The 22,140-nt window shown below is 71.9% G+C and carries 19 protein-coding genes; 3 read left to right on the forward strand and 16 right to left on the reverse strand.

The window, feature by feature from the left end; translation table 11 throughout:
• Positions 1-54 precede the first annotated feature (54 nt).
• Positions 55-2,688 carry a hypothetical protein gene (locus ACZ6S0_RS05705; protein ID WP_465913625.1) on the reverse strand — a complete coding sequence of 878 codons (2,634 nt, stop codon included), beginning with the start codon at positions 2,686-2,688 and terminating at the stop codon, positions 55-57.
• Positions 2,689-2,690: 2 nt separating this feature from the next.
• Positions 2,691-3,542 carry a hypothetical protein gene (locus ACZ6S0_RS05710; RefSeq protein WP_465913627.1) on the reverse strand — a complete coding sequence of 284 codons (852 nt, stop codon included), beginning with the start codon at positions 3,540-3,542 and terminating at the stop codon, positions 2,691-2,693.
• A gap of 157 nt (positions 3,543-3,699) precedes the next feature.
• Here ACZ6S0_RS05710 and ACZ6S0_RS05715 point away from each other — a divergent pair, with 157 nt between their 5' ends.
• A complete protein-coding gene (locus tag ACZ6S0_RS05715; protein ID WP_465913629.1) occupies positions 3,700-4,470 on the forward strand; it encodes a helix-turn-helix transcriptional regulator in 771 nt (256 codons plus the stop codon).
• A gap of 48 nt (positions 4,471-4,518) precedes the next feature.
• Here ACZ6S0_RS05715 and ACZ6S0_RS05720 read toward each other — a convergent pair whose 3' ends face one another.
• The 14 genes from ACZ6S0_RS05720 to ACZ6S0_RS05785 all read right to left on the reverse strand — a co-directional run bounded on the left by ACZ6S0_RS05720 (position 4,519) and on the right by ACZ6S0_RS05785 (position 21,176).
• Complete coding sequence (locus tag ACZ6S0_RS05720) at positions 4,519-5,937, reverse strand: aldehyde dehydrogenase family protein (RefSeq protein WP_465913631.1); 1,419 nt, start codon at positions 5,935-5,937, stop codon at positions 4,519-4,521.
• On the reverse strand, positions 5,937-7,022 hold the full coding sequence (locus ACZ6S0_RS05725; RefSeq protein WP_465913633.1) for an AMP-binding protein: 1,086 nt from the start codon (positions 7,020-7,022) through the stop codon (positions 5,937-5,939). Before ACZ6S0_RS05725 ends, ACZ6S0_RS05720 begins: the two co-directional genes overlap by 1 nt.
• 33 nt (positions 7,023-7,055) lie before the next feature.
• On the reverse strand, positions 7,056-8,222 hold the full coding sequence (locus tag ACZ6S0_RS05730; RefSeq protein ID WP_465913635.1) for a 3-deoxy-7-phosphoheptulonate synthase: 1,167 nt from the start codon (positions 8,220-8,222) through the stop codon (positions 7,056-7,058).
• Between the two features lie 13 nt (positions 8,223-8,235).
• On the reverse strand, positions 8,236-8,931 hold the full coding sequence (locus ACZ6S0_RS05735; protein ID WP_465913637.1) for a hypothetical protein: 696 nt from the start codon (positions 8,929-8,931) through the stop codon (positions 8,236-8,238).
• A 50-nt stretch (positions 8,932-8,981) separates the two neighbouring features.
• The gene (asnB, locus tag ACZ6S0_RS05740) at positions 8,982-10,841 is read right to left on the reverse strand and encodes an asparagine synthase (glutamine-hydrolyzing) (protein WP_465913640.1); all 1,860 of its coding nucleotides are present in this window, start codon (positions 10,839-10,841) and stop codon (positions 8,982-8,984) included.
• Positions 10,842-10,884: 43 nt separating this feature from the next.
• Positions 10,885-12,162 carry an LLM class flavin-dependent oxidoreductase gene (locus ACZ6S0_RS05745; protein WP_465913642.1) on the reverse strand — a complete coding sequence of 426 codons (1,278 nt, stop codon included), beginning with the start codon at positions 12,160-12,162 and terminating at the stop codon, positions 10,885-10,887.
• Positions 12,163-12,186: 24 nt separating this feature from the next.
• Positions 12,187-13,791, reverse strand: coding sequence for an ABC transporter substrate-binding protein (locus ACZ6S0_RS05750; RefSeq protein WP_465913644.1), 1,605 nt, complete (start codon positions 13,789-13,791; stop codon positions 12,187-12,189).
• Complete coding sequence (locus tag ACZ6S0_RS05755) at positions 13,788-15,512, reverse strand: ABC transporter ATP-binding protein (RefSeq protein ID WP_465913646.1); 1,725 nt, start codon at positions 15,510-15,512, stop codon at positions 13,788-13,790. The genes ACZ6S0_RS05750 and ACZ6S0_RS05755 overlap by 4 nt, the downstream gene beginning before the upstream one ends.
• A complete protein-coding gene (locus ACZ6S0_RS05760; protein WP_465913647.1) occupies positions 15,509-16,339 on the reverse strand; it encodes an ABC transporter permease in 831 nt (276 codons plus the stop codon). The genes ACZ6S0_RS05755 and ACZ6S0_RS05760 overlap by 4 nt, the downstream gene beginning before the upstream one ends.
• Complete coding sequence (locus ACZ6S0_RS05765; protein ID WP_465913650.1) at positions 16,336-17,346, reverse strand: ABC transporter permease; 1,011 nt, start codon at positions 17,344-17,346, stop codon at positions 16,336-16,338. The genes ACZ6S0_RS05760 and ACZ6S0_RS05765 overlap by 4 nt, the downstream gene beginning before the upstream one ends.
• Complete coding sequence (locus ACZ6S0_RS05770) at positions 17,331-18,701, reverse strand: aspartate aminotransferase family protein (protein ID WP_465913652.1); 1,371 nt, start codon at positions 18,699-18,701, stop codon at positions 17,331-17,333. Before ACZ6S0_RS05770 ends, ACZ6S0_RS05765 begins: the two co-directional genes overlap by 16 nt.
• Before the next feature lie 726 nt (positions 18,702-19,427).
• Complete coding sequence (locus ACZ6S0_RS05775) at positions 19,428-19,874, reverse strand: arsenate reductase ArsC (protein ID WP_465913654.1); 447 nt, start codon at positions 19,872-19,874, stop codon at positions 19,428-19,430.
• Positions 19,875-19,881: 7 nt separating this feature from the next.
• Positions 19,882-20,757, reverse strand: coding sequence for an aquaporin (locus tag ACZ6S0_RS05780; RefSeq protein WP_465913656.1), 876 nt, complete (start codon positions 20,755-20,757; stop codon positions 19,882-19,884).
• An 11-nt stretch (positions 20,758-20,768) separates the two neighbouring features.
• Positions 20,769-21,176, reverse strand: a complete 408-nt coding sequence (locus ACZ6S0_RS05785) for an ArsR/SmtB family transcription factor (protein ID WP_465913657.1) — start codon at positions 21,174-21,176, stop codon at positions 20,769-20,771.
• 85 nt (positions 21,177-21,261) lie between these two features.
• Here ACZ6S0_RS05785 and ACZ6S0_RS05790 point away from each other — a divergent pair, with 85 nt between their 5' ends.
• Both ACZ6S0_RS05790 and ACZ6S0_RS05795 read left to right on the forward strand, forming a co-directional pair.
• Positions 21,262-21,765, forward strand: coding sequence for an ArsI/CadI family heavy metal resistance metalloenzyme (locus ACZ6S0_RS05790; protein WP_465913659.1), 504 nt, complete (start codon positions 21,262-21,264; stop codon positions 21,763-21,765).
• A gap of 116 nt (positions 21,766-21,881) precedes the next feature.
• Complete coding sequence (locus tag ACZ6S0_RS05795) at positions 21,882-22,052, forward strand: hypothetical protein (protein WP_465913661.1); 171 nt, start codon at positions 21,882-21,884, stop codon at positions 22,050-22,052.
• Positions 22,053-22,140 lie beyond the last annotated feature (88 nt).

A 22,140-nucleotide genomic window follows, 5' to 3' on the forward strand; every position in this document is an offset into this window, starting at 1 on the left:
GTCGGGCGCAAGCCCCAGGGACCGTCCGGTTGGGCGGGGTGGTGCGCGGCCTGATCAGGGCCGATCGGGGGCGCGGAGGTAGGCGAAGGCGAAGTGGGCGTCGGCAAGCCGGCGCGCGGCGTCGTAGCAGTGCACGATGATGCGCAGTCTGCCGGGATGGCTGTAGGAGTTCCACGACAGCGCCCGGCACGAGCGTGGCTGCGGGCCCACGGCGGCGACGTCGACCAGGTCGGCCGGATAGGTGAACGGGTTCCCGACGGCCTGGTAGTTGACGTCGTACACGCCCGGTGCCGTGCGCGTGATGGTCGGCGGTTCGCCGGTGCTGCTCCACGATCTTCTGGTGTCGACGCCGGGCGCCGACGGGTCCCCTGTCGTGCTCGCGTACGCCGCCGGCACGGTGGGATCGTGGTGCGCGCCGACGCCTTCGGTGTAGGACAGCAGCCAGGGCGTGCTCCGCGGCTGGAAGTCCGCGCCGGTGCACTCCACGCCGATCCGCAGGGCCGTACCGGTGTCCTCGACGCTCGCCGCGCGGCATCGGGCGCGGGCGCTGTTGAGCGCGGTGACCCGCGCGTATCCGGTGGCGTCGTAGACCTCGCCCACGGCCGTCACCTCGTAGCGGCCTTCACCGGTCCTGCGCACTTCCACCGGCCCGGCGGCGGAGTTGAACGTGTCGTCGTTCACCAGTGGCACCGCGTCGCCGAACCCGCCGGTCGTCTGGTAGCGGGCCAGGAGCTGCGGCCGCTGGCCGGGGCTCGGCCCGCTCGCCCAGACGGCGAACGGCAGGTTCTGCGCCGTTCCCGCGCCGTCGAAGCAGGCCACGTCCAGCAGTTGGTCGGCGCCGCTCCTGGTCACGGAGTCGAGCTGGCACCAGGCGGCATCGACGTGCCCCCACGAGACGCCCGCGCCCGCGTGCGCGACGCCCGGGGTCGCTCCCAGACCTGGCAGCGTCACCGTGTAGCGGCCGGTCGCCGTACGGACCATGGTGGCGTTCCTGGCCGCCTGCGCCGGATCGGCGTCGCGCCGCCAGGTGCCCCATTGCCAGGACGGGTCGAGGGTGACCGCCTCGCCGACCGGCGCCTGGTACTGGAGCGCGCGCGTGGAGGCGTATCCCCAGCTCGCCTCCGGCGGCGCGACGACCCGGACGGTGACGTCGCACGTGGACGCGTGCCGCGGGTCGGCGAGCCAGGTGGCCTGCGGCCACAGCCGGTAGGCGCCGGGTACGGCGTCCGCCGGGGTGGTGACGAGCAGCCGGCCCACCGTGGCCGCCTTGGGGTCGAGGTCGGCGGTGTGCCCGCTCCATGACCAGCCCGGCTCCAGTCGCCCGGCCAGGCCCAGGCCGACCGCTCCGGCCTGCTCGCCGGTGTTCTGCACGGGAAGTCGCAGGTCGGCGGTCTGCCCGGCGATGACCCGCACCTCGCGCCGCCGGGTCGGGGTGTACGCGTCGAAGCAGTCCACGGCGGCCCCAGGACCCGGCACGTCGAAGTAGGCCCTCGTCGTCGGCCCGGCCTCGTGGACCATCCGGACCGCGACGTTGCTGGGCGTGCCGTCGCGCCAGGGGCCGTCCATCGTCCGCAGTGGCGTCGCGGGGTCGCTCGCGTCCCAGGCGTCGTAGGTGCACGAGTAGTCCCAGCAGGGGCCCTGCAGCCTGATCGGGTAGGCGTCGGGCGAGTTGTCGTAGTACCGGCTCTCGTCGACGCGCCACACGGCCAGGCCGTTGTCACTCACGTCGGCGTCGTACGCGCCGGGCTGCCGCCACCGGTTCTCGACCAGGAGGTAGTCGTCGGTGCCGCGGTCGGGGTCGTACAGGAGGAACGCGGTGTCGCTGGTGTCCCAGGCGGGGACGTCGTAGTAGCCGTCCCGCGTCACGATCGTCGGTTTCGCCCAGCCCAGGTGCATCTTGTGCCAGGAGTTGAGCTCCACGTACCACTCGCCGTCGGAGCAGGTGTTCCCCATGACGTCGAAGCCGTGGACGGGGTATCCGTGGAAGTCCCGGTCCAGGCCGAAGGCGGCGTGCACCATCTCGTGGTCGAGAGTGATCTGGTTGACCGCGCTGTTGGCCCAGACGTTGGTCCGGCCGTCCAGGTCGATCCCGTCGAGCGAGGGGCCGGGGGCGATCCCGCGGGAGGCGCCGCATCCTCCGGTGAAGTCGCCGGGGTCGAAGGGCACCGACTGCAGGACCACGATCACCACTTCGTCCTGGCCGAGCCGTCCGTCGCCGTCGCGGTCGAAGGCCGAGTAGTCCACCAGGGGGTCGGCCGCGTTCACGCCGTGGCGCATCATCTGCTCGTCGGTGAGCGCCTCCCACTGCGCCAGCGTGAGCCCGTAGTCGACGGTGACGATCCCGTCGTCGTGGACGCCGGAGCGCTCGCGGGCGCGGGTGAGGTCCACCCGGCCGCCCGAGCTTTGCGCGAAGTAGTCGCGGACGCTGGGGTAGCCCGGCCCGAAGTACCGCCGTCCGAGCCAGGCGTCGTCCTTGGCCGCGGGCCAGGGCAGGTCGGTGAAGCCGCCGCGGATGATCAGGACGGGCCGGGTGGTGGCCGCGTTGACCGGCTGGTACCACGGGTAGTGCGGCGCGTGCGGGTGGGCGAAGTCCGGGAGCGGCTCGGGATAGTCCATCGCGGCCGTCAGGGCCACGACCAGCGTCATGATCACCGAGGTGACAAGCTTCCTGGCGAGCGGGTACGGCATGCCTACTCCTGCGGGGTCCAGTGCCAGACGGTGTAGGAGATCCTGAGCGGGGCGTCGCCGGTCGGGATGGCGGCGAACCGGATCCCGACGAGGTTGCCCTCGGCGGTGCGGGCGCAGGCCCAGTCACCGGGCCGCAGCTTGCCGACCTCCACCTGGTCGTACTCCCTCGCGGTCAGGGCCTGCGCGCAGTCGCCGGGGCCAGGGCGCGCGTCGACGGGCGTGATCGGGTACTCGCCGCCGCCGGCCGTCCACAACGAGCGGTACGGGCTGATGTACCACAGGTCGCTGGTGGCCGGGTCGATCGTGCCGGTGCGGCCCGATTCGACGTCGAGGTAGTCCTGGTCGCGCAGGGACGCCTCGCCCTCGCGGAGCTGCTCCCCGTCCTTCGGCGCGGCCGCGGCCGACGTTGAGGTCCCGGTCGACGGTGAGGTCTCTGCCGAGGGCGCGGCGCCGGTCGAGGGCGCGCCGGTCGAGGACGCGGACGGCGTGACGGGCGCGGCGCCGATGTCCACCGGGGCGGGCAGCAGGCCCCCGGCGACCGCGTCGGCGTAGTACCGCTGGGTCATCGCGCCGGTCAGCCCGGCGCCGACGGCGATCAGCGCGACCATCACCATGACCCGCGGGCCGACGGGCCGCCCGTGGAGCTGGATCAGCCCCAGCACCCCGGTGAGCACCGACAGCAGGCCGGCGACCAGCACCCCGTGCCGCGACTCGGTGGTGACCAGTTGCGCGACCGCCACCACGTCGGCGACCGACCCGAGCCCCGCCAGCGCGGTGGCCCGGCGGACGGCGCCGCGGCCGGACTCGTCGTCCCGCTCCGCCGAAGCGGGCGACCGCCTCTCCGTGGTGTCCACCCACGACCTCCGTACGCCGAATTCCGCGCCCGTTTACGGCGGACCACAGCGTCCCAAGAAACGAGCCGAATCCGATATACGAAGAAGTTCGTAGTGCCTTTTCACCGCCATTTATGCTTCACATGCAGAACGTCCTTCGATCCTGCACACTGCGGTCATGACGGCTTTGTCGGGACACGACGCCAAACGCCTCCACGACCTCGCGATGGCGATCCTCACCGAGCGCGAACCGGTGCGGGTGTGGCCGCTGCTCATGGAGCGGCTGATCGCCGACCTGCCGGTGGACCTGGCCGTCCTCATCGACCTCGACTGGCGGGCCGGCACCGGCCACGCCCAGACCGGCTCACCCGACTGGCTGTACGAGGCCCCGCTGGACGCGCTGATCCACGCCCACATGCGTGCCCACCCACTGCTGCGTCACTACGCGCACACCCGGGACCGCACCCCGCTCTCCCTGGACGAGGTCGCCGACGACCGCTGGTGGAAGAGCGAGGGGTACCGCGCGGGCAAGGCGGCCATCGGGATCGACCGGCAGTTGGCGCTCCCGCTGAACTCCCGCCCCGGGCAGATCCGGGGTGTCATCATGAGCCGCAGCGGCCACGGATTCACCGACCGGGATCTCGAATTCGCCGATCTGGCTCGTTCGCTCCTCGACACGGTGTCCGCGTACGAAAAGGTCGTCCTCGACCTGCCGAAACTCGGCGACCCCGCCGAATACGGAATCACGCTCCGCGAAATGGCGGTCCTGGCGCTCCTGGACGAAGGACTGACCGCGCACGCCATCGGCAGCCGCCTCCAGATCACGGAGAGGACCGTGGTCAAGCACAAGGAGAATCTCTACCGCAAACTCGGCGTGCACGATCGGGTCACGGCGCTCAAGAAGGGACGCGGTCTCGGCCTGCTCCCCGCCGAGCCGCCCGCGGGCTGACGATCTCCACGTCGCTCCTTGTCCCTCGGTGGCGGTCGGGGCGGTGTCTCACGCGGACACGACCGCCTTGTTCCGCATGAGGAAGTCGCCGACGAAGCCCTCATGGGGGAGCCTGCCGTCGCTGTGCACCGTCGGGACGTTGACGTGGACGTTCTGGATGGTCGGGTCCCCGAGGAGGTCCGCGATCAGGCCGCCGTCGTCGGAGATGGCGTTGACGACGAGCGACCCCCGCAGCGGCCCCAGACCGTCCGCCCGGCTCCACGGCGCGATCCACACGCAGGGGAAGGGCAGCTCAGCCCCCAGCACGTCGTCGCGCGGGTCGTCGACGGTGAACACCGCGGGCCCGAGCACCACCCCGCCCGCCGGGTGCGGGGTCGCCACCTGGTCGAGGGGGATCTCGGGCCGGGCGTGCGCGGCCCGACGGCGGAGGTGGTCGACGATCGCCCGCGCCGTGTCGCCCGTCACCCGTGGCCCGAGGTGCTCCGGCGTGGTCTGACGCGCCCGTGTCCGCGCGGTCAGCGCCGCGGCGAGGTCCGCGGCGAACCGCGTGTGATCCCCTTCCACGAAGACGGCCGTGGTGTTGACGCAGGCGACGCCCGAGAGCGCTGTGACCGACTCGACGACCGACTCGACGACGGCCTCGACGACGGCCTCGACGGCCTCCGGCAGGACGTGCGCGCGGTCGATGAGGGTCTTGGAACGTCCTGGCCCGCCGACCTTGACCGTGGCCGAGCCCTCGTACCTGGTCTTGACGTCGTCGCCGCCGTAGACCAGTCCCAGGTCCGCGCGGCGGAGCAGGGCGGTCGCGCCCGTGTGCGCGGACGGGAGATACACCGCGTCGGTGTCGCGGAACCCGGCCGCGCGAAGGGCCTCCACCACCCGGTACGCCGTGAACGGCTCACGCCGCGACGGTCTCACCGCGACGCGGTATCCGAGCGCGAGGGCCTGCAGCCAGCCGTTCTGGATCGTGGGCAGGTTCCCGGAGAGCACGGCCCCGAGCGTCTCCCCGCGCCGCGTCCACACCCCGCTGCCCGAACGCCGGCCGACGTCGCTCCACGCACGGGCCGACCCGTTCGGCCGGGCCCGGTCCGCGCGTTCCGGCGCCTGCTCGATCGCGTCGGCCACCGCCCGGCTCAACTGCCCGGTCAGGCTCCGGTTGTGGCCCGAGACCCGGGTGACGTGGTCGCAGTGCTCGGCGAACGACAGTCCGCCGAGCACGTCGGCGCGGAAGCGCCGGGCGGCCTCGGCGAGCAGCGCGGCCCGCTCCCGCGGCGGTGGCGCGGGAGCCCGTCGCTGGGCCTGGACCGCCTGGGCGACCAGCAGGTCGGGACAGAGCGAGAGCACCGCCAGCGCGCCGCCGTCGACGCCATGGACGGTTTCCACGGCGCGCGTCTCGACCCTGCCGCGATGGGTGAGCGCGGGAAGGCGAATCAGGCGGCCGTCCTGTTCCCGCGGGCCGGCGGTCATCAGTAGACCCCCTCGATCACCCGGTCGCCGTCGAAGGTCGCGAGGGGACGGATCCCGGTGAGTGCGTCGCCGATCCCGCCCGCGCGGCCCGGCACGCGGACGGCGGAGTCCCGTTCGAGGTTGTTGGGGATGAAGACGCCGCTGCTGAGGTGGCTCATCCGCACCTGGCCGCGCTCGCCGTACGCGACGGGCTCGCCGGTGTCGGGGTCGACCACGTTGAACAGGACGAACGGCGCGTACCCGTCGTAGACCGCGTCCGGCGGCGACGCGGTGCCGGGCCGGATCCTGGCCGTGGTCAGGACCATCGTGCTCCCGTAGATGTTGTGGATCACGGCGTCGGGGAAGGCTTCGGCGATGAGGTCATAGGTGTCGTCGTCGAGGTGCGCCCCGGCGAGCGCGAGATACCTCAGCGTCCGGCGGAGCCGGTCCGTCAGCTCTTCGTGCAGGAGCAGTTCGGAGAGGATCGGGGGCGTGGTCGTGACCGCCGCGATGTTCTGGCTGCGAATGACGTGGCCGAGCTGCTCGACGAGGTGGGCGACGTAGGCGTCCGGCACGCCGCCGGCCGCGATGAGCTTCTTCACCCAGCGGGGGTCCAGGTCGACGGTGTGCAGCACCGAGTGCAGCGCCCGCGCCTGCAGGCGCGTGGTGTGCCCGAAGGCGTGCGGACCGGACGGCATCGCCACCAGCCAGGGTAGGCCGACGGGGAACCCAGCGTCCGTCAGCTCTTCGGTCTTCCACGCCAGGGCTCGCCGTACCCAGCGCTCGGTGTAGATGAGCCGTTTGGGCGAGCCGGTGGTGCCCCCCGTCTCGAACACCGAGGGCGGGGGCTCGTGTTCGAGGCCGCGGGGGACGAGGTCCTCGATGCTGCTGTCCCGCAGATGGCGCCCGATGTCGGGGAACCGGCTGAGCCCGTCGAACGAGGTGATGTCGGCGATGGGGTCGAAGTCCAGGTCCGCGGCGAGCGTCAGCCAGAGCCTGGAGCCCGTCCGTTCCGAGAAGTGCCAGCGCAACGCCGCCTCGAGGTACTCGCGGGGATCGATCGGGCCGGCGTCGGCGTCCTCCAGGTCCAGGAGTGAGCGCGGCATGGGTCTGTCTCCTTCGTGAGGTTCGGCACGTGGTCAGACGAACCACTGGTCGAGCACATGGGCGGTCTGCTCCGGGTTCAGCCGGGGATCCAGCAACGTGCGGTAACGGGAGGGGTCGGTCGGCTCGCGGTGGTGGTGCGAGCACTCGTACACGTCGTCGGGCGTCGCCTCGAGATGCAGACCGGCCGGGTGCCGCCGCTCGTCCAGCAGGATCTCCTGGAAGCGGCGCAGCTCCGCGACGACGTGCTCGACGTGGCGGGTCTTGAGGCCGCTCCGGCTCGTGGTCGTGTTCCCGTGCATCGGGTCGCAGATCCAGTGCACGTGCCGGAGCCGCCGGTGCACGCCGCGGACGACGGGCCGCAGCCTGTCGATGTGCTGGTGTCCCATCCGCACGATGAACGTCAGGCGGCCGGGTTCGTCGTGCGGGTTGAGCCGCTGCGCGAGGCGTGCCGCCTCGTCGGGCGAGGCGCTCGGGCCGAGCTTCACGCTCACCGGGTTGCTCAACGTCGAGGCGAGCGCGATGTGCGCGCCGTCGCGCTGCCGGGTGCGCTCCCCGATCCAGGGCCAGTGCGTGGTCGCGAGATGGTTCCTGGGCGCGTCGTTGCGCAGGAAGCGCAGCTCGTAGTCCAGGAGGAGCAGTTCGTGACTGGTCCAGACGGGCGCAGTGCGGCCGGCGGCGCGGTTGTGGGCGTCGATCACCTCGTAGGCCCGCAGGGCGGCGGCATGGGCCCGTGCGACGCGGTGCGCCGACGGGATGCGGGCGTCCAGGCTCGCGTGGGGGGAGTTCACGATCGGGCCGCGAAAGCTCGGCAGCGCCACGCCGTCGACGATCTCGTGGTCGCTCGAGCGCGGCTTGGCGTACTGGCCGGCGAGGCGGCCGACCGCGATGACCTCGCGACCGGTGCGGTGGCGCAGCCGCGACCTGGCCTCGTCGAGGAATCCCAGCTTCTGGCGGGTGACCGCGCCGACGTCTCCGTCGATGTCCTCGACGCAGTCGCCGAGTTGCAGGACGAGTCCGCCGGACTCCAGCCCGGCCAGGGCGATCCACAGCTCGTCCACGGAGTCACGTGTGACGAGGTCGTCCTGCGGCAGGGAGCGCAGGACGGTGTGGAGTTCGTCCCGGTCGGGCCAATCGGGCTGTTGCAGGGCGGGCAGCCGGCGGAAGCGCACCCAGTCACGGGTCTCCACCAAGGAGCGCATGTCGGACACGGCCTCAGCCCTCGCCGCCCTGGGCGGTGCCCTGACCGGCGTCCTCACCCGGGCTCTGGCCGGACGCCGTCCAAAGGCAGCCGTGGCCGTGCTCGCCGTCGGTCAGCTCGCACCGCGCGCGCAGCCCCTTGTTGGTGATCATCGCGGTCGTGGCGGGCACGCAGTACTCGCACGGGGACTGCAGGGTGATGGTGACCCCGCGTCTTCGCGCCAATTCGCGGTAGTCCCAGATCGCGCAGTGGCGGATCTTCAGGACCGCGCGGCGCTCGTCACGTTCGACCCATTCGACCTCTGACCGGTAGAGGTCGGCCTGGTCGTGCAGCCGTTGGAGCGGCACGACGGCGTCGTGCCGGGGCGCGGCGTCGACCGCGGCGTAGACGGCGCTGTTGGCGGTGGCCCAGGCGGCGAGCTGGTCGTGCCCGAACCGCGACACCACGAACTGCTCCATCAGCGCCTGGGCCCGGAAGAACGCCGCCTTCCAGTCGGACTCCCCCGCGCCGGCCCGCGGCAGGGACTCGAAGATCGCATGCTTCACGTGCAGCAGTTCGTGCATGAACGCTCCGGCGCGGCTCTCCACGACGAACCGGGTGAGACCCGCCTCCGCCTCGAAGAGCCGTCGCCTCCACAACGCGCTCCGGCGATCCCCGCCGGCCACGATCGTGGGCTCCCGGCAAGCCGGGTCGTACGCGGAATCCGTCATGACTCTTCCTCCGATGTCCTTCGGTGTCGTTCGATGTCGAGCTGGTGGCCTCACGCCACGAGCCGCGGTCGGTACTGGCGGAACCACGAGGCGAAGTTGAGGATGACCTCGCCCTCGAAGTTGCTCACCAAGCCGTGCGACCTCGCGGCGTTCGCGATCTCGCGCGGATCGAGCAGGCGCTCGGCGAAGATCTCCCTCAGGTCGCCGGGAGGGGCGGTCACGACCTCGGTGACCTGACGCGCGATGCGCTGTGAGTAGTCGGGATCGGGGGTCGTCGGATAGGGGGACTTCTGCCGCTCCAGCACGCTCGGCGGCAGGAGTCCCTTGGCCGCGTCGCGAAGAACGCCCTTCTCGCGCCCTCCGGCGTTGTGCACGTCCCGCGGCAGGGTCACGGCGTGCTCCACGATGCGGTGGTCGCAGAAGGGGACGCGGATCTCCAGGCCACTGGCCATGCTGAGCCGGTCGCTCCTGTCCAGCAGCATCGGCAGGAAATAGGTGAGGCCGAGGTAGATGATCTCGCGGTGCCTGCGCTCCTCGCGGCTCAACCCCGGGTGGAAGCCGAGGCCGCCGAGCGCTGTGGCGTACTCGTCGTGCAGGTACTCCTCCAGGCGCAGCTTCTCGACGAGCTCCGGGGCCAGCGTGCCCAGCACCCGCTGGTGGAGGTAGCCGTGGGCGGGGCTGTCGGCGATCCACGGGAAGGTGGGGGCCCAGACGGCCCGCGGGTCGTGGAACCACCGGTACCCGCCGAGAATCTCGTCGGCGGCCTCTCCCGACAGTGCGACGGTGGCGTGCCTGCGGATCTCCGCGCACAGGAGCAGCAGGCTCATCTCGAGGTCGCCGAAGCCGTTCGGCAGGTCCCGCGCGCGGACGGAGGCGTCCCGCACCGCGACGTCCGACAGTTGCGCGGCGTCCAGGACGACGTTGGAATGCGTCGATCCGATGAACGCGGCCGCCTCGCGCGCGTAGCGCCGGTCGAGCGCCGAGCGGGAGTCCTCGGCGCCCGCGGCGTCGGTGAAGTCGACCGAGAACGACCCCACGCCGCGATGCCCCGGGAGGCCGTTGGCGAGAGCGGTCACCACGGAGGAGTCCAGCCCGCCGGAGAGCAGGGAGCACAGCGGCACGTCGGCGATCGTCTGCCGCGCGACGGTGTCCTCCAGCAGGAAGCGCAGCCGCTCCACCGCGTCGTCGAGGCTCGCCGGGCGGTCGGTCCGGGTGACGACCTCCCGCAGGTCCCAGTACTGGGTGCGGCGCACACCGTCGCGGGAGAACGACAGGATCTGGCCGGGCAGCACCTCCGCCACCCCCCGGTACGGGTTCGCCCCGGGAAACTTGATCAGCGGCAGGACCAACTGCCTGAGCCCGTCCTCGTCGATGACGGTGGGCACCTCGGGGTGGGCGAGGATCCCCTTCGCCTCGGACGCGAAGATCAACCGGCCGGTCGTCAGGTGGTAGTGCAGCGGCTTGACCCCCAGGTGGTCGCGTACCAGCCAGAGGGTCTCGTGGTCGTCGTCCCAGACGGCGAAGGCGAAGATCCCGTTGAAGCGCTCGACGGCCTGCGGGCCCCACTCCGCCCAGGCGTTGAGCACCACCTCCGTGTCGCTGTGCGTACGGAAGCGGTGCCCGCGCGCCACGAGTTCGGCACGGAGTTCGCGATAGTTGTACAGCTCTCCGTTGTAGGTCAGGACGAGCCGGCTCCTGCCGGATGACGGCTCGCCCAGCGTCATCGGCTGGCCGCCGGTCGCGAGGTCGATGACCGAGAGCCGCCGGTGTGCCAGGATCGCCCGGGGGGAGCTCCAGATGCCGGCTCCGTCGGGGCCGCGGCTCGTCTGGGAGTCGTTCATCCGCTCCGCGATCGGCCGGGCGTCCGGGGGGAGCCCCGCGTAGTCCACCCAGCCGGCTATTCCGCACATGTCTGCCCCTTCTTGAAGGCGGTCGTCTCGACGGCGGTCATCGTCAGGCGACGCCGAGCAGGCGCGGCACGACGCGGTCGCAGACCGTGGTGAACTCGTTGCCGAGGATCAACTGGAATCCGTCCACGCCTTCCTCGTCGTACCAGCGCCGCAGTTCGTCGCCGATCTGCTCCGCGGTCCCGGCGAACTGGGCGTGCTCGCCGAGGGAGGCCACCGCGAGCGCGAAGTCGGCCACGCTCCGGCCCGGCGTGCGCGCGGCGTCCCAGGCCGGTAGGTAGCGCGAGCCGAGCCTGGCGAACACGACGTCGGGGTCGTCGTCGATCACGTCTTCCGGCAACGGGTCCGACGGCCGCAGCCCCTGCAGCCGAAGGGCCGGGAACCGGGAGCGGACCTGCGCCAGCGCCGCGTCGGCGGAGGGCGGGCGAGGGGGCTGCCGCTTCGTCCACGTGGCCGGCCCCGCACCCGGGTCGAGGACGTGGATGAAGGCGCCGGGCAGCAGCGCCACGCTGTCCTCGTCGCGCCCGGCGCGCCGCACCTCCCTGCGCAGGATGCGGCGCAACTCCCGCGCGGCCCCGAGCGTGGGGGTTCCCGCGAACACGGCGTCGGCGGTGCGGGCCGCGAGCCGCAGTCCTTCCAGGGACGAGGTCGCCTGAAGGGTGAAGGGGAAGTCGGGGGAGTAGGGCGCGGTGTCGATGGGCCCGTGCTGCTCGTAGAACTCGCCGATGTGGTCGACATCGGCGATCAGCTCACCGTCGACGAACCGCCTGCCGGCGACGTCGAGCACGTTGGCCTTGGGCGGCCAGCTCGCCCACAGACGTCGTGCGACGTGCAGGAACTCCTCGGTCTGCAGGTGGCGCCGCCCGGCCGGGACGTCGCGTTTCATGCCGATGGCCGTGCCGTCACGGAAGGAGGAGACCACGTTCACCCAGGCCCGGCCGCCGGCGATCCGGTCGAGACTGGCCAGGTTGCGGGCGAAGGTGAACGGGTGCGTGTACAGCGTGGAGACCGTGGGCATCACGGCGATGCGGGAGGTGGCGCTCGCGACGAGCGCCGACAACTGGAAGGGCTCGAACGCGGAGAGCGGCGGGCCGTCCCTGAGCCGTTCCCGGACGACTCCGGAGAAGTCGGCCTGGAAGATGGCGTGAAACCCGGCGGCCTCGGCCTGTTGCGCCTGCCGGACGAAGGTGGCGACCTCGAACGGCGAGTGGGCGCGCCCTTCTGCGCTGCGCCAGTCGTGGCTCGACGTCAGATACTGGGAGTTGAGCAGCACTGTGGGAGTCGCCGGTCTCGGCGCCTCGAGGTCTTGCCTGAACTCGTTCATCACGGCCTCTCGGAAGTCGCGGGCTCAGCCCTTCTCGACGCGATAGAAGATGGGCTCCCAGGAGTTGATCGGGAAGGTCAGCCCCTTCACCGAGTTCCGTACGAGGAGCACCTGGGAGGAGTCGTAGAGCGGGATGCCGTAGCCCTCCTCGAGGATCTTCTCCACGGCTTCGTCCACGATCTGGTGGCGCTTGTCCTGGTCGAGCGTGACGGCCTGCTCGGCGAGCCGGTCGTCGATCTCCTGCCGGGGCGCCAGCCCCTGGTAGACGCTCAGCCGCGTGGAGTAGTAGGCGGCGATGCCGTCGGCGTCCCCGCGCGCGGCGCCCTGGGCGATGGCGAGCTGCCACTTGCCCGAGTTGCGCAGATCGGTCTGCTGGGCGGTGGAGATCGGCGCGAGTCGCAGCGCGATCCCCAGCTCCTTGAGCTGCGTCTGCACGTACTCCCAGCCGGACTGGACGGCCCCGATGGATCCGCTGACGAACTCGAGGCTGAACTCCAGCCGCCGCTCGCCCTTCACCCGGACGCCGTCGGCGCCTTCGACCCAGCCCGCGTCGTTCAGGATGCGGCGGCTCAGGTCCGGGTCGTAGCGGATGAGGTCGCTGCGGTCGCGGTAGTAGGGGTGCCCGCGCGACACCACATCGGTCGCGGGTTCGACGCCGGTGCCGTAGAAGGAGGAGACCAGCTCCTGCCGGTTGATCCCGTGCTGGAGTGCCTGCCGTACCGCCGGATCCGCGAGCACGGGATCGCTGGTGTTGGGCAGGAAGCTGTTCACGACTCCCCGGTTGGGGGCCAGCACACTGGTGACGTCTTCGTGGCCCTTGGCCTGGTTCACCCCGGTCTGGAAGATCGAGTACGCCACGTCGTAGTCGCCCGCGATCAGCCCGGCCGCGCGCCCGCTCTCCTCGGGGACGATCTGGATCGTCAGCCGGTCGAGCGCCGCCTCCCCGGTCCGGCCGAAGGCCGTCGGCGCCCAGGCGTAGCCCTCGCGTTTCACGTACTCGACGCGTTCGCCCGGCACCGTACGGTCGAGGACGAACGGGCCGGAGCCGATCGTCCCCTCCGCGCATCGCTGCTCCGGCGTCCTGGCGAGCGACGCGGGGGCGATGACGCCGAACTGGCCCTCGGTGTTGGCCTGCAGGAAACCGGCGTTGGGCGCGGTGAACACGACCCGTACCGTCCGCTCGTCCACGGCTTCCGCGCGGTCGAAACCGCGCAGGTAGGCGCCGGCCGTGGGCGACACGCCCTGCTCGGCGAACCGCCACAGCGTCGCGAAGTTGTCCGCGACGACCTTCGCGGTCAGCCGCTCGTCATTGCTGAACGTGACGCCTTGGCGGATCGTGAACTCGTAGCTCCGGCCGCCGTCGTCGACCTTCCACGACTCGGCCAGGTACGGCTCCAGCTCGCCGCTGCCGGGGTTCACGCTGAGCAGCGTGTCGAGCACCTGCCTGCCGAAGATCGCGACGGGGTTGGACTGGGCGTAGTCCAGGCAGTCCGGATACGCCCCGTAGGCGACGCGCAGGTGGGCGCCCGGTTCGGCCGCGGACTCCGCGTTGCCGCCGGTGACGCAGCCGGCGAGCAGGACGGTCGCGCCGAGAGCCGCCAACAGGCCGACCATGGGTCGACGGGTCATGACAGTGCTGTCCTTTCCGATGGGGACGAATCCGATGGGGACGAGGCGGGCGGGGACGAGGCGGGCGGGGGGCCGAGGGAGGAGGGGCGGGGCAGGGCGAGCGGGGGCACCGCGTCGAGCAGCGAACGGGTGTAGGGGCTGGCGGGCCGGTCGAACACCGCACCGGCGGGCCCGTACTCCGCCACGCGCCCGCGGCGCATGACGAGCACCTCGTCCGCCATCGCCCGGACGACGCCGAGGTCGTGGGAGACGAGGAGATAGGCGATGCCGAGCCGTTCCTGCAGGCCGATCAGCAGCCGCAGGAGCTCGTACTGCACGGCCTGGTCGAGCGCGGAGACGGGTTCGTCGAGAGCGACCACGTCGGGTTCGAGCGCGAGCGCCCTGGCGATCGCGACGCGCTGTTGCTGCCCGCCGGACAACTGCGCGGGACGCCGGTCGGCGACCTCCTCCGGCAGGCCGACCTGCCGGAGCAGCTCGCGCGCCCGCTCGGCGCGCGAGGCGGGGGTGCCGACGCGATGCGCCTCCAAGGGCTCGGAGACGACCCGGCCGACGCGGAGGGCGGGATTCAGGCTGCTCGCCGGATTCTGGTAGACGAGCTGCACCCGCCGGGTGAACGCCGTGCCGGACCTCGCACGCGAGGGCTGCGCCGCGCCCTGCAGCAGCACCGTTCCCGTGTCGGGCCGCTCCAGCCCGGTGATCAGGCGGAGCAGCGTGGACTTCCCCGCGCCGGACTCTCCGACGATCGCGACGCTCCGGCCGCGGCGCAGCCGGAGGCCGACGTCCTGGACGGCGTCGGTTCGCTCGCGTCCTCTCCCGCCCGGGTACGACTTGCCGAGTCCCCTGGCCTCCAGGACGACCGGGGGAGGGTCCGCCGGCTTCGGCCGTGGGCGGGGCGGCAGCCTGCTGGGCAGGGAGGTAAGCAACTGCCGGGTGTAGGGGTCCTGGGGATCGCCCAGGACCGCGGCGACGGGGCCGGACTCGACGACGCGCCCATGACGGACGACGAGGAGATGGTCGGCGCGCTCGGCGGCCACGGCGAGGTCGTGGGTGACGAGCAGCAGCCCCAGGCTTCGCTCCGTCCGCAACCTGTCGAACAGATCGAGCACCCGCCGCTGCACCGTGGTGTCCAGGTTCGAGGTGGGTTCGTCGGCGAGCAGCAGCCGTGGCCGGCCGACGAGCGCGAGCCCGACGAGGATGCGCTGGCGCAGGCCCCCGGACAGTTCGTGCGGGTACTGCCGCAGCCTCAGCTCCGGCCGGTCGACCCCCACGGCCTGGAGCGTCTCGATCGTGCGCCGCCTGCTCTCGGCCCTGTCCCGGATCCGCAGGAAGTGGCGGTGCAGCTCGGCGAAGTTCCGCTCGATCCGGACGAGCGGGTCCAGCGCCCTGGCCGGGTCCTGGGGGACGAGGCCCACGGCCCGCCCGCGAAGCTCGCGGGGATCGTCCACGGCGCGGGGGAGACCGGTGTCGTCGCCGATCTCCAACGCCCGGTATCGCACCTCCGCTCCCCGTGGCAGCAGGCCGAGGAGCGCGTGCAGCGTCGTCGACTTGCCCGAGCCCGACTCGCCGACGACGGCCACCGTCTGGCCGCCGGAGACCGTGACCGACAGGTCCGCGACGGCCGCGACGGGAGCCACGCCCCGGCGGCCCGGGTAGGTGACGCTGAGCCGGTCGAGGCGCAGCAACGGCGGAGGCGACGCGTTCCGCTCGCGCGGGGCGTTCACACGAGACCCACTTCTGACAGGTCCAGCGCGCGGCCGATGCGGTGCAGCGCCAGCACGACGCCCGCGAGCACGGCGCCGGGCAGCACGGTCAGCCACCACGCGGTGGCGAAGTGGTCGCGTCCCGCGGCGATCAGGTTCCCCCACTCGGGGTCGGGCGGTCTCGTGCCGTAGCCGAGGAAGCTGAGTGCGGACACCGCCAGCACCATGCTCGCCAGTTCCAGCGCGGCGAGCGCGGTGATCGGTCCTCTGGCGTGGGGGAGCACGTGGCGCGTCAGGATGCGGTGCCTGGGCAGTCCGTAACCGCCGGCGGCTTCCACGAACGTCTGGGAGCTGACCCGGAGCACCTCGGCCCGGGTGACCCGGGCGAAGGCCGGCACCGACGCGATGCCGATGGCGACCGCGAGCTTGACCGGCCCCGCGCCCAGCCCGGACACGATCAACAGCGAGATCAGCAGGGAGGGCAGCGCCAGCAGGACGTCGACGCCCGCCATCAGCACGCGGTCGACGAGGCCGCCCAGGTAGCCCGCGAGCAGGCCGATCAGGATGCTCAGGCCGAACACGAGGACGAGCGCGAGCAACGCGGTGGACAGGCTCGCCTGGGCCCCGTGCACGACGCGGCTGAGCTGGTCGCGTCCCAGCTCGTCGGTGCCGAACGGATAGGCGAGCGAGGGAGGCAGCAACCGCTGTGACACGTCCACGGCCAGCGGGTCGCCGGGCGCGACGACGCCGGGAAAGAGGGTCGCGAACCCGACGAGCGCCAGGAAGGCCGCGGCCCCGTACCGGGCCGAGGTCCTGCGGCGGGTACGCACGCCGATCGCGGCGGTCATCGGGCGGCCCCCGTCACGCGCGTCCTGAGCCGGGGATCGATGACCGGGTAGAGCAGGTCGACGACGAGGTTCACCGCCCCGAACACGACGCCGGCCAGCGCCGCGATCGCGAGGACCACGGGTGCGTCCTGCGTCTCGACCGAGGCCACGAGCAGCCGGCCGAGCCCTTCGCGGGCGAAGACCGTCTCGGTGATCACCGTGCCCACCAGGACGCCGCCCACGGTGAGCCCCATCAACGTCAGGAACGGCAGCAGCGCGTTGCGCACCACGTGCCCGAGGTACACGCGCCGCCAGGGCAGCCCTCGGGCGTGCAGCAACGCCACGAAGCCGGCGCCCTGGACCTCGTCGAGGCTCTGCACCAGTACGGCGGTCAGCATGGCGGAGACCGGCAGCGCCAGCGCGACCGCGGGCAGCACCAGCCCCGCCGGGCCGGTCCCGCCGGTGGCCGGCAGCCACCGCAGCTCGAACGAGAACACCTGCAGCAACAGCAGACCGAGCCAGAAGGCCGGGATGGCGGAGATGAGCGCCGGCACGTTCACCAGAACCCGGTGGACCACGCTGCCGCGCCGCCACGACGTCAGCAGCCCCAGGGCGAGGGAGAACGGGACGGCCAGCGCGAGCGCGAACCCGGCCAGCGCCAGCGTGCTCGGCGCCACGGCGGCGAGCACCTGGAGGACCGGCCTGCCCGACTGGAAGGACACGCCCAGGTCGCCGGAGAGGAACTGCCCGAGCGTGGACGCGTACCGGACCGGCAGCGGCTGGTCGAGGCCGTAACGCGCGCGCAACGCCGCGAGCTGCTCGGGCGTGCTTCCTCCCGCCCCCAGCGACCTGCGGTCCAGCATCAGCGCGACGGGGTCGCTGGGAAGCGCGTAGAGCAGGAAGTAGGCCAGCGTGTAGACCGCCAGAATGACCGCGACGAAGTACCCGATCCGGCGCGACACGTACACCCCGAACGACCGCTGGGTGCCGGCTTGTCCGGATCGAGTCGCGGTCAGAGGCGCTGCCATGCGGCGGCCAGGACCGAGCGGAGCACCTGCTCGATGAACTCGAACTCGGGCTCACCGACGATCGCCGGGGGAGCGAGCAGGACGGCCGGGTCCCCGCGCTCGTCGAGCCGCGCGTGCAGCCCCGCCTCGCGCAGCGCGGGCGCCAGGAGTTCGTCCAGCAGCCGCCGTCGTTCGGCCGGGGTGAAGGTCTCCCGCGTCGCCCGGTCCTTCACCAGCACGACGCCCCAGAAGTAGCCGGCGCCGCGGACGTCCCCGACGATCGGGAGATCGAGCAGGCCGGACAGCGCGGAACGGAACCGGTCCTCGTTCGCGCGGACCCGCTCGTTGAGCTTCTCCCGCTCGAAGATCGCCAGGTTCTCCAGGCCGACGGCCGCGGCGACGGGATGGCCGGCGAAGGTGAGGCCGTGCGCGAAGGTGTTCTCCTTCTTCGTGAACGGCTCGAACAGCCGGTCGCTCACGATCACCGCCCCTGACGGGATGTATCCGGACGTGATGCCCTTCGCTCCCGTGATGACGTCGGGGGTGACGCCGAAGCGGTTGATCGCGAAGTAGTCGCCGATGCGGCCGAACGCGGTGATCACCTCGTCGGCGACGAGGACGACGCCGTACCTGTCGGCGATCTCGCGCACCCGCTCCAGGTAGCCCTTGGGCGGCGGGATCGCGCCTCCGGAGTTCTGCACGGGCTCGAGGAAGATCGCGGCGACCGTCTCCGGGCCTTCGAACTCGATGGCCTCCGCGATCCGGTCGGCGGCCCACCGGCCGTAGGCTTCCTCGTCGTCGCGCAGGTGCTCGGGTCCCCGGTAGATGTCGGTGGCGGGGACCTTGTGCGCGCCGGGGACCAGCGGCTCGAACGGCGTGCGTACCGGCGGCAGCGAGGTGATCGACAACGCGCCGTGAGTCGTCCCGTGGTAGGCCAGCGCGCGGCTGACCACCTTGTGCCGTCCGGGTTGCCCGATCGCCTTGAAGTACTGCTTGACCAGCTTCCACGCGGTCTCGACGCTCTCGCTGCCGCTGTTGGTGAAGAAGACGCGGTTCAGGTCGCCGGGCGCCCGCTCGGCCAGCGCCTCGGCCAGCTCCGCCGCGCGAGGGTGGACGGAGTTCCAGATCGGGAAGTAGTCGAGTTCGCGGATCTGCCGCGCGGCCGCCTCGGCGAGTTCGGGCCGCCCGTGACCGGCGTTGACCGCGAAGAGCCCCGACAGGCCGTCGAGATACCTGCGCCCCCGGTCGTCCCAGAAGTAGGCGCCCTCGGCGCGGGTCACGACCGGTACCTCGCCGCCCGCGTGGAGCGCCGCGTGGTTGGTGAAGTGCAGCCAGAGATGGTCGCGCGCTTTTTGCCGCACGTGGTTGTCAGTCATGTCATTCCTTACTCATGCGAGCATGGCGAACCTGTCCGGAACGGCGAGGTCGTTCAGGACCGGGAGATGCGATGGGGTTTTACGCCGTGACGGCCGGCGAAAAGTGCTCGTCGAGCCGTGCGAACGGCGTCAGTAAATGGCTGCGGGAATGCGATCGCCGCTGGTCGAAGCGGGTGGCCGGGCGTGACCGCCGGCGAATTGCTTGGCCATGTGCTGCCTCCTGGATGGTTCGTCGTCGAAAGGAGGTGAATGCCGGGTGTCGGCCTTCAGCCTCCTGGCTGATCCGGGGATGGCACCGCGCCCTGAGCAGGCCCCTGCAATATATCCCGATAAAACCTACTTTTCATAGGGGTAATTAGGGTTGATTTGATCAAGAGCCCCGCCGTCCCCGGCGGCGGCCGTTCGTCGTCGAGCGGCCGCGCCGCGAACAGCTCGTGGAACACCTCGACGAGTTGACCGTGGAGGTCGACGGCCCCGCCGGCCAGGTGCGCATCTTCTGCGAGTAGGCGCCCGTCCGTTGGACGGACCCCGAGAGAGGGCTGAAACACCCTCCCGAGGCTGTGCCCGCTGTTGGAACTACCGATCTCTCACCCAGTCGCTCATCGCCGCGGCCAGGTCGACCCGCGCACCGGCGGCGGCGAGGTGCGCGGGCTCATCAAGAACTCCGGCGAGCCGCCGTCGGCCGCGGGGGGCGCTCCACGTGCACGACCGTGATGGCGGTGGCCTTCACGGTCGTGCCGCTGGTCCCCGTCCGCCGGGCAGGAGGTCGTCGATGAGCGCGCGGACGCGGGCCTCGATCTGGTCGCGGATGGGACGTACGGCGTCGACGCCCTGGCCCGCGGGGTCGTCGAGCTGCCAGTCCTCGTAGCGCTTGCCGGGGAAGACCGGGCAGGCATCGCCGCAACCCATGGTGATGACCACGTCGCTGGCCTGAACGGCGTCGACGGTGAGCACCTTGGGGATCTCGGCGGAGATGTCGATGCCGGCCTCGGCCATCGCCTTCACCACGGCCGGGTTCACCTGGTCGGCGGGTGCCGATCCGGCCGAGCGGACCAGGACGCGATCGCCTGCCAGATGGGTGAGGAAGGCGGCGGCCATCTGCGAGCGGCCGGCGTTGTGCACGCAGACGAACAACACCTGCGGCTGTTCGGGGTGGTCCTGCTGGTCGGCCATGGTTCTCCTATCGGGGCAGGTCGGCGGCGGCGGGCTCGCGGTCGGCGTCAGGGGCGGGCGCCGTGCCGGGCTGTGCGGCGTTCGGGAACAGGGCGGCCAGCAGCAGGCCGCCGAGCACGGCCCCGGCCAGTTGGGCGGCGACGAAGCCGGGCACCGAGGCGGGCGCGATCCCGGCGAAGGTGTCGGTGACGGCCCGGCCGAGCGTGACGGCGGGGTTGGCGAAGGACGTCGACGAGGTGAACCAGTAGGCGGCGCCGATGTAGCCGCCGACCGCGGCCGGTGCCAGTGCCGGGCGGCCCTGCCGGGCCAGGGCGAAGACGACCACGATGAGCCCGGCGGTGGCCACCACCTCGCCGAGCAGCAGGTGCGGCGCCGAGCGGTCCCGGGTCGAGAGCTGGACGGCCGGCAGGCCGAACATCGCGTTCGCCAGCACCGCTCCGGCCAGGGCCCCGGCCGCCTGAGCGGGCAGGTACGCGGCCAGCTCCCGGCCGCGTACCGCCGGGTCGGCCTTCCGGCGGGAGACCAGCTCCCGGCCGCGCGCCGCAGGGTCGGCCTCCCGGCGGGAGACCAGCTCCCGGCCACGCGCCGCAGGGTCGGCCTCCCGGCGGGTGGCCGGTTCCCGGCCGCGCGCCGCAGGGTCGGTCTGTCGGCGGGCCAGGAACCAGGCCGCCAAGGTGACGACCGGGTTGAAGTGCGCGCCGGACACGGGCGCGAGGACCACGATGAGCACGGCCAGGCCCGCCGCGGTGGCCAGGCTGTTGGCCAGCAGTTGCACCCCGACGTCGCGCGACAGCCCGGTCGCCATGACGCCGGAGCCGACCACCACGGCCACCAGGGCGGCGGTGCCGACGAACTCGGCCAGCGCCCGGCGTGCCAGGTTCACCCCGGCCAAGCTCACCGGGCGTCCGCTCTGAGCGCCTCGGGCAGCGTCTCCGGCGGCGTCTCCGGCAGGGCGAGCACGCTGGTCAGCCGCTTGAGCGTGGCAGGGACGATCCAGTAGTAGACCCAGGTGCCGCGCCGCTGGCTGTCGATCAGCCCGGCCTCGCGCAGCACTTTGAGGTGGTGTGAGATGGTAGGCGCGGTCACCGCGAACGCCCCGGTCAGCTCACACACGCAGACCCCGTCGCCGGCGACGCGGCCGCCCTCGTGCGCGCCGATGAGCGACAGCAGCCGCAACCGGATCGGGTCGCCCAGCGCCTTGAACACCCGCGCCAGCTCGGCCGCCTCGTCCTGGTCGACCGGCTCGGCGACCAGCGGCGCGCAGCATTCGGTGGCGAGCACCGGCAACTCCTGCTTCGACATGCCTCTAATTTGACAGATTCCTAAGCAGGAGCGCAAACTCGGGACTGCTTAGACATTCATCGAAACAACGTGATGGGAGATCGTCATGTCACGCGTCCAGCTCGCCCTGCGCGTCGCTGATCTGGAGAGTTCGATCGCCTTCTACTCCAAGCTGTTCGGCGCCGAGCCGACCAAGCTGCGGCCCGGCTATGCCAACTTCGCCATCGCCGAGCCGCCGCTCAAGCTGGTGCTCATCGAGGGCGAGGAGGGCCAGGACACCCGCATGGACCACCTCGGCGTCGAGGTCACCGACACCGCCCAGGTCAACGCCGCCACCCAGCGGCTCAAGGACGCCGGGCTGGCCACCTTCACCGAGAACGACACCTCCTGCTGCTATGCCCTGCAGGACAAGGTGTGGGTGCACGGCCCCGGCAACGAGCCCTGGGAGGTCTATGTGGTCAAGGCCGACGCCGACACGCTGGGCAAGTCGGTCGGCGAACCGGCCACGGACCACGAGGCGACGACCGGGGCGTGCGTGTGCGGCGGGCCCGTGGAGCAGCCGGGCGGCCAGGACGTCTCCGCCTCCGGGGCGCGGGCCGGCTGCTGCTGACCGGCCCTTGACCGGCCCCCGCCGCACCGCGAGGCGCAGCAGCACTTCGTCCAGGCGCAGGAGTTACAGCAGCGCATTTCGGCGGCGGTCGGCCGGGCACAGGCGCGGACGGCCACGTGCCGCCCTACGGCGTCGTCGGCGCCTGGCACGCGGACGAAAGAGGGGAGATCACCGGGGAGTTCCGCCGCAATCCCGGCTACCGGCCGTCTCCCGAAGCGATGGGCTACCCGGAGCCGACCGATCCGCTCGACCTGGCCATCCAGCTCGGCTCGCCGATCGCGCCGTAATGCGCGATGATCTCGTCTTCGGTGTCGAGGAGGTCGCGCGACATCGCCCCGAGGTTCTGGCCGCGACGTTGTACCGGTCGGCGCTCGA

This window comes from Nonomuraea sp. NPDC051298 (assembly GCF_055586305.1).

Excerpts from the sequence above, each read along its gene's own strand:
- ACZ6S0_RS05705 (WP_465913625.1), bottom strand. The coding sequence starts at position 2,688 with ATGCCGTACCCGCTCGCCAGGAAGCTTGTCACCTCGGTGATCATGACG.
- ACZ6S0_RS05715 (WP_465913629.1), top strand. The coding sequence starts at position 3,700 with ATGACGGCTTTGTCGGGACACGACGCCAAACGCCTCCACGACCTCGCG.
- ACZ6S0_RS05720 (WP_465913631.1), bottom strand. The coding sequence starts at position 5,937 with ATGACCGCCGGCCCGCGGGAACAGGACGGCCGCCTGATTCGCCTTCCC.
- ACZ6S0_RS05725 (WP_465913633.1), bottom strand. The coding sequence starts at position 7,022 with ATGCCGCGCTCACTCCTGGACCTGGAGGACGCCGACGCCGGCCCGATC.
- ACZ6S0_RS05730 (WP_465913635.1), bottom strand. The coding sequence starts at position 8,222 with ATGCGCTCCTTGGTGGAGACCCGTGACTGGGTGCGCTTCCGCCGGCTG.
- ACZ6S0_RS05735 (WP_465913637.1), bottom strand. The coding sequence starts at position 8,931 with ATGACGGATTCCGCGTACGACCCGGCTTGCCGGGAGCCCACGATCGTG.
- asnB (WP_465913640.1), bottom strand. The coding sequence starts at position 10,841 with ATGTGCGGAATAGCCGGCTGGGTGGACTACGCGGGGCTCCCCCCGGAC.
- ACZ6S0_RS05745 (WP_465913642.1), bottom strand. The coding sequence starts at position 12,162 with ATGAACGAGTTCAGGCAAGACCTCGAGGCGCCGAGACCGGCGACTCCC.
- ACZ6S0_RS05750 (WP_465913644.1), bottom strand. The coding sequence starts at position 13,791 with ATGACCCGTCGACCCATGGTCGGCCTGTTGGCGGCTCTCGGCGCGACC.
- ACZ6S0_RS05760 (WP_465913647.1), bottom strand. The coding sequence starts at position 16,339 with ATGACCGCCGCGATCGGCGTGCGTACCCGCCGCAGGACCTCGGCCCGG.
- ACZ6S0_RS05765 (WP_465913650.1), bottom strand. The coding sequence starts at position 17,346 with ATGGCAGCGCCTCTGACCGCGACTCGATCCGGACAAGCCGGCACCCAG.
- ACZ6S0_RS05770 (WP_465913652.1), bottom strand. The coding sequence starts at position 18,701 with ATGACTGACAACCACGTGCGGCAAAAAGCGCGCGACCATCTCTGGCTG.
- ACZ6S0_RS05775 (WP_465913654.1), bottom strand. The coding sequence starts at position 19,874 with ATGGCCGACCAGCAGGACCACCCCGAACAGCCGCAGGTGTTGTTCGTC.
- ACZ6S0_RS05785 (WP_465913657.1), bottom strand. The coding sequence starts at position 21,176 with ATGTCGAAGCAGGAGTTGCCGGTGCTCGCCACCGAATGCTGCGCGCCG.
- ACZ6S0_RS05790 (WP_465913659.1), top strand. The coding sequence starts at position 21,262 with ATGTCACGCGTCCAGCTCGCCCTGCGCGTCGCTGATCTGGAGAGTTCG.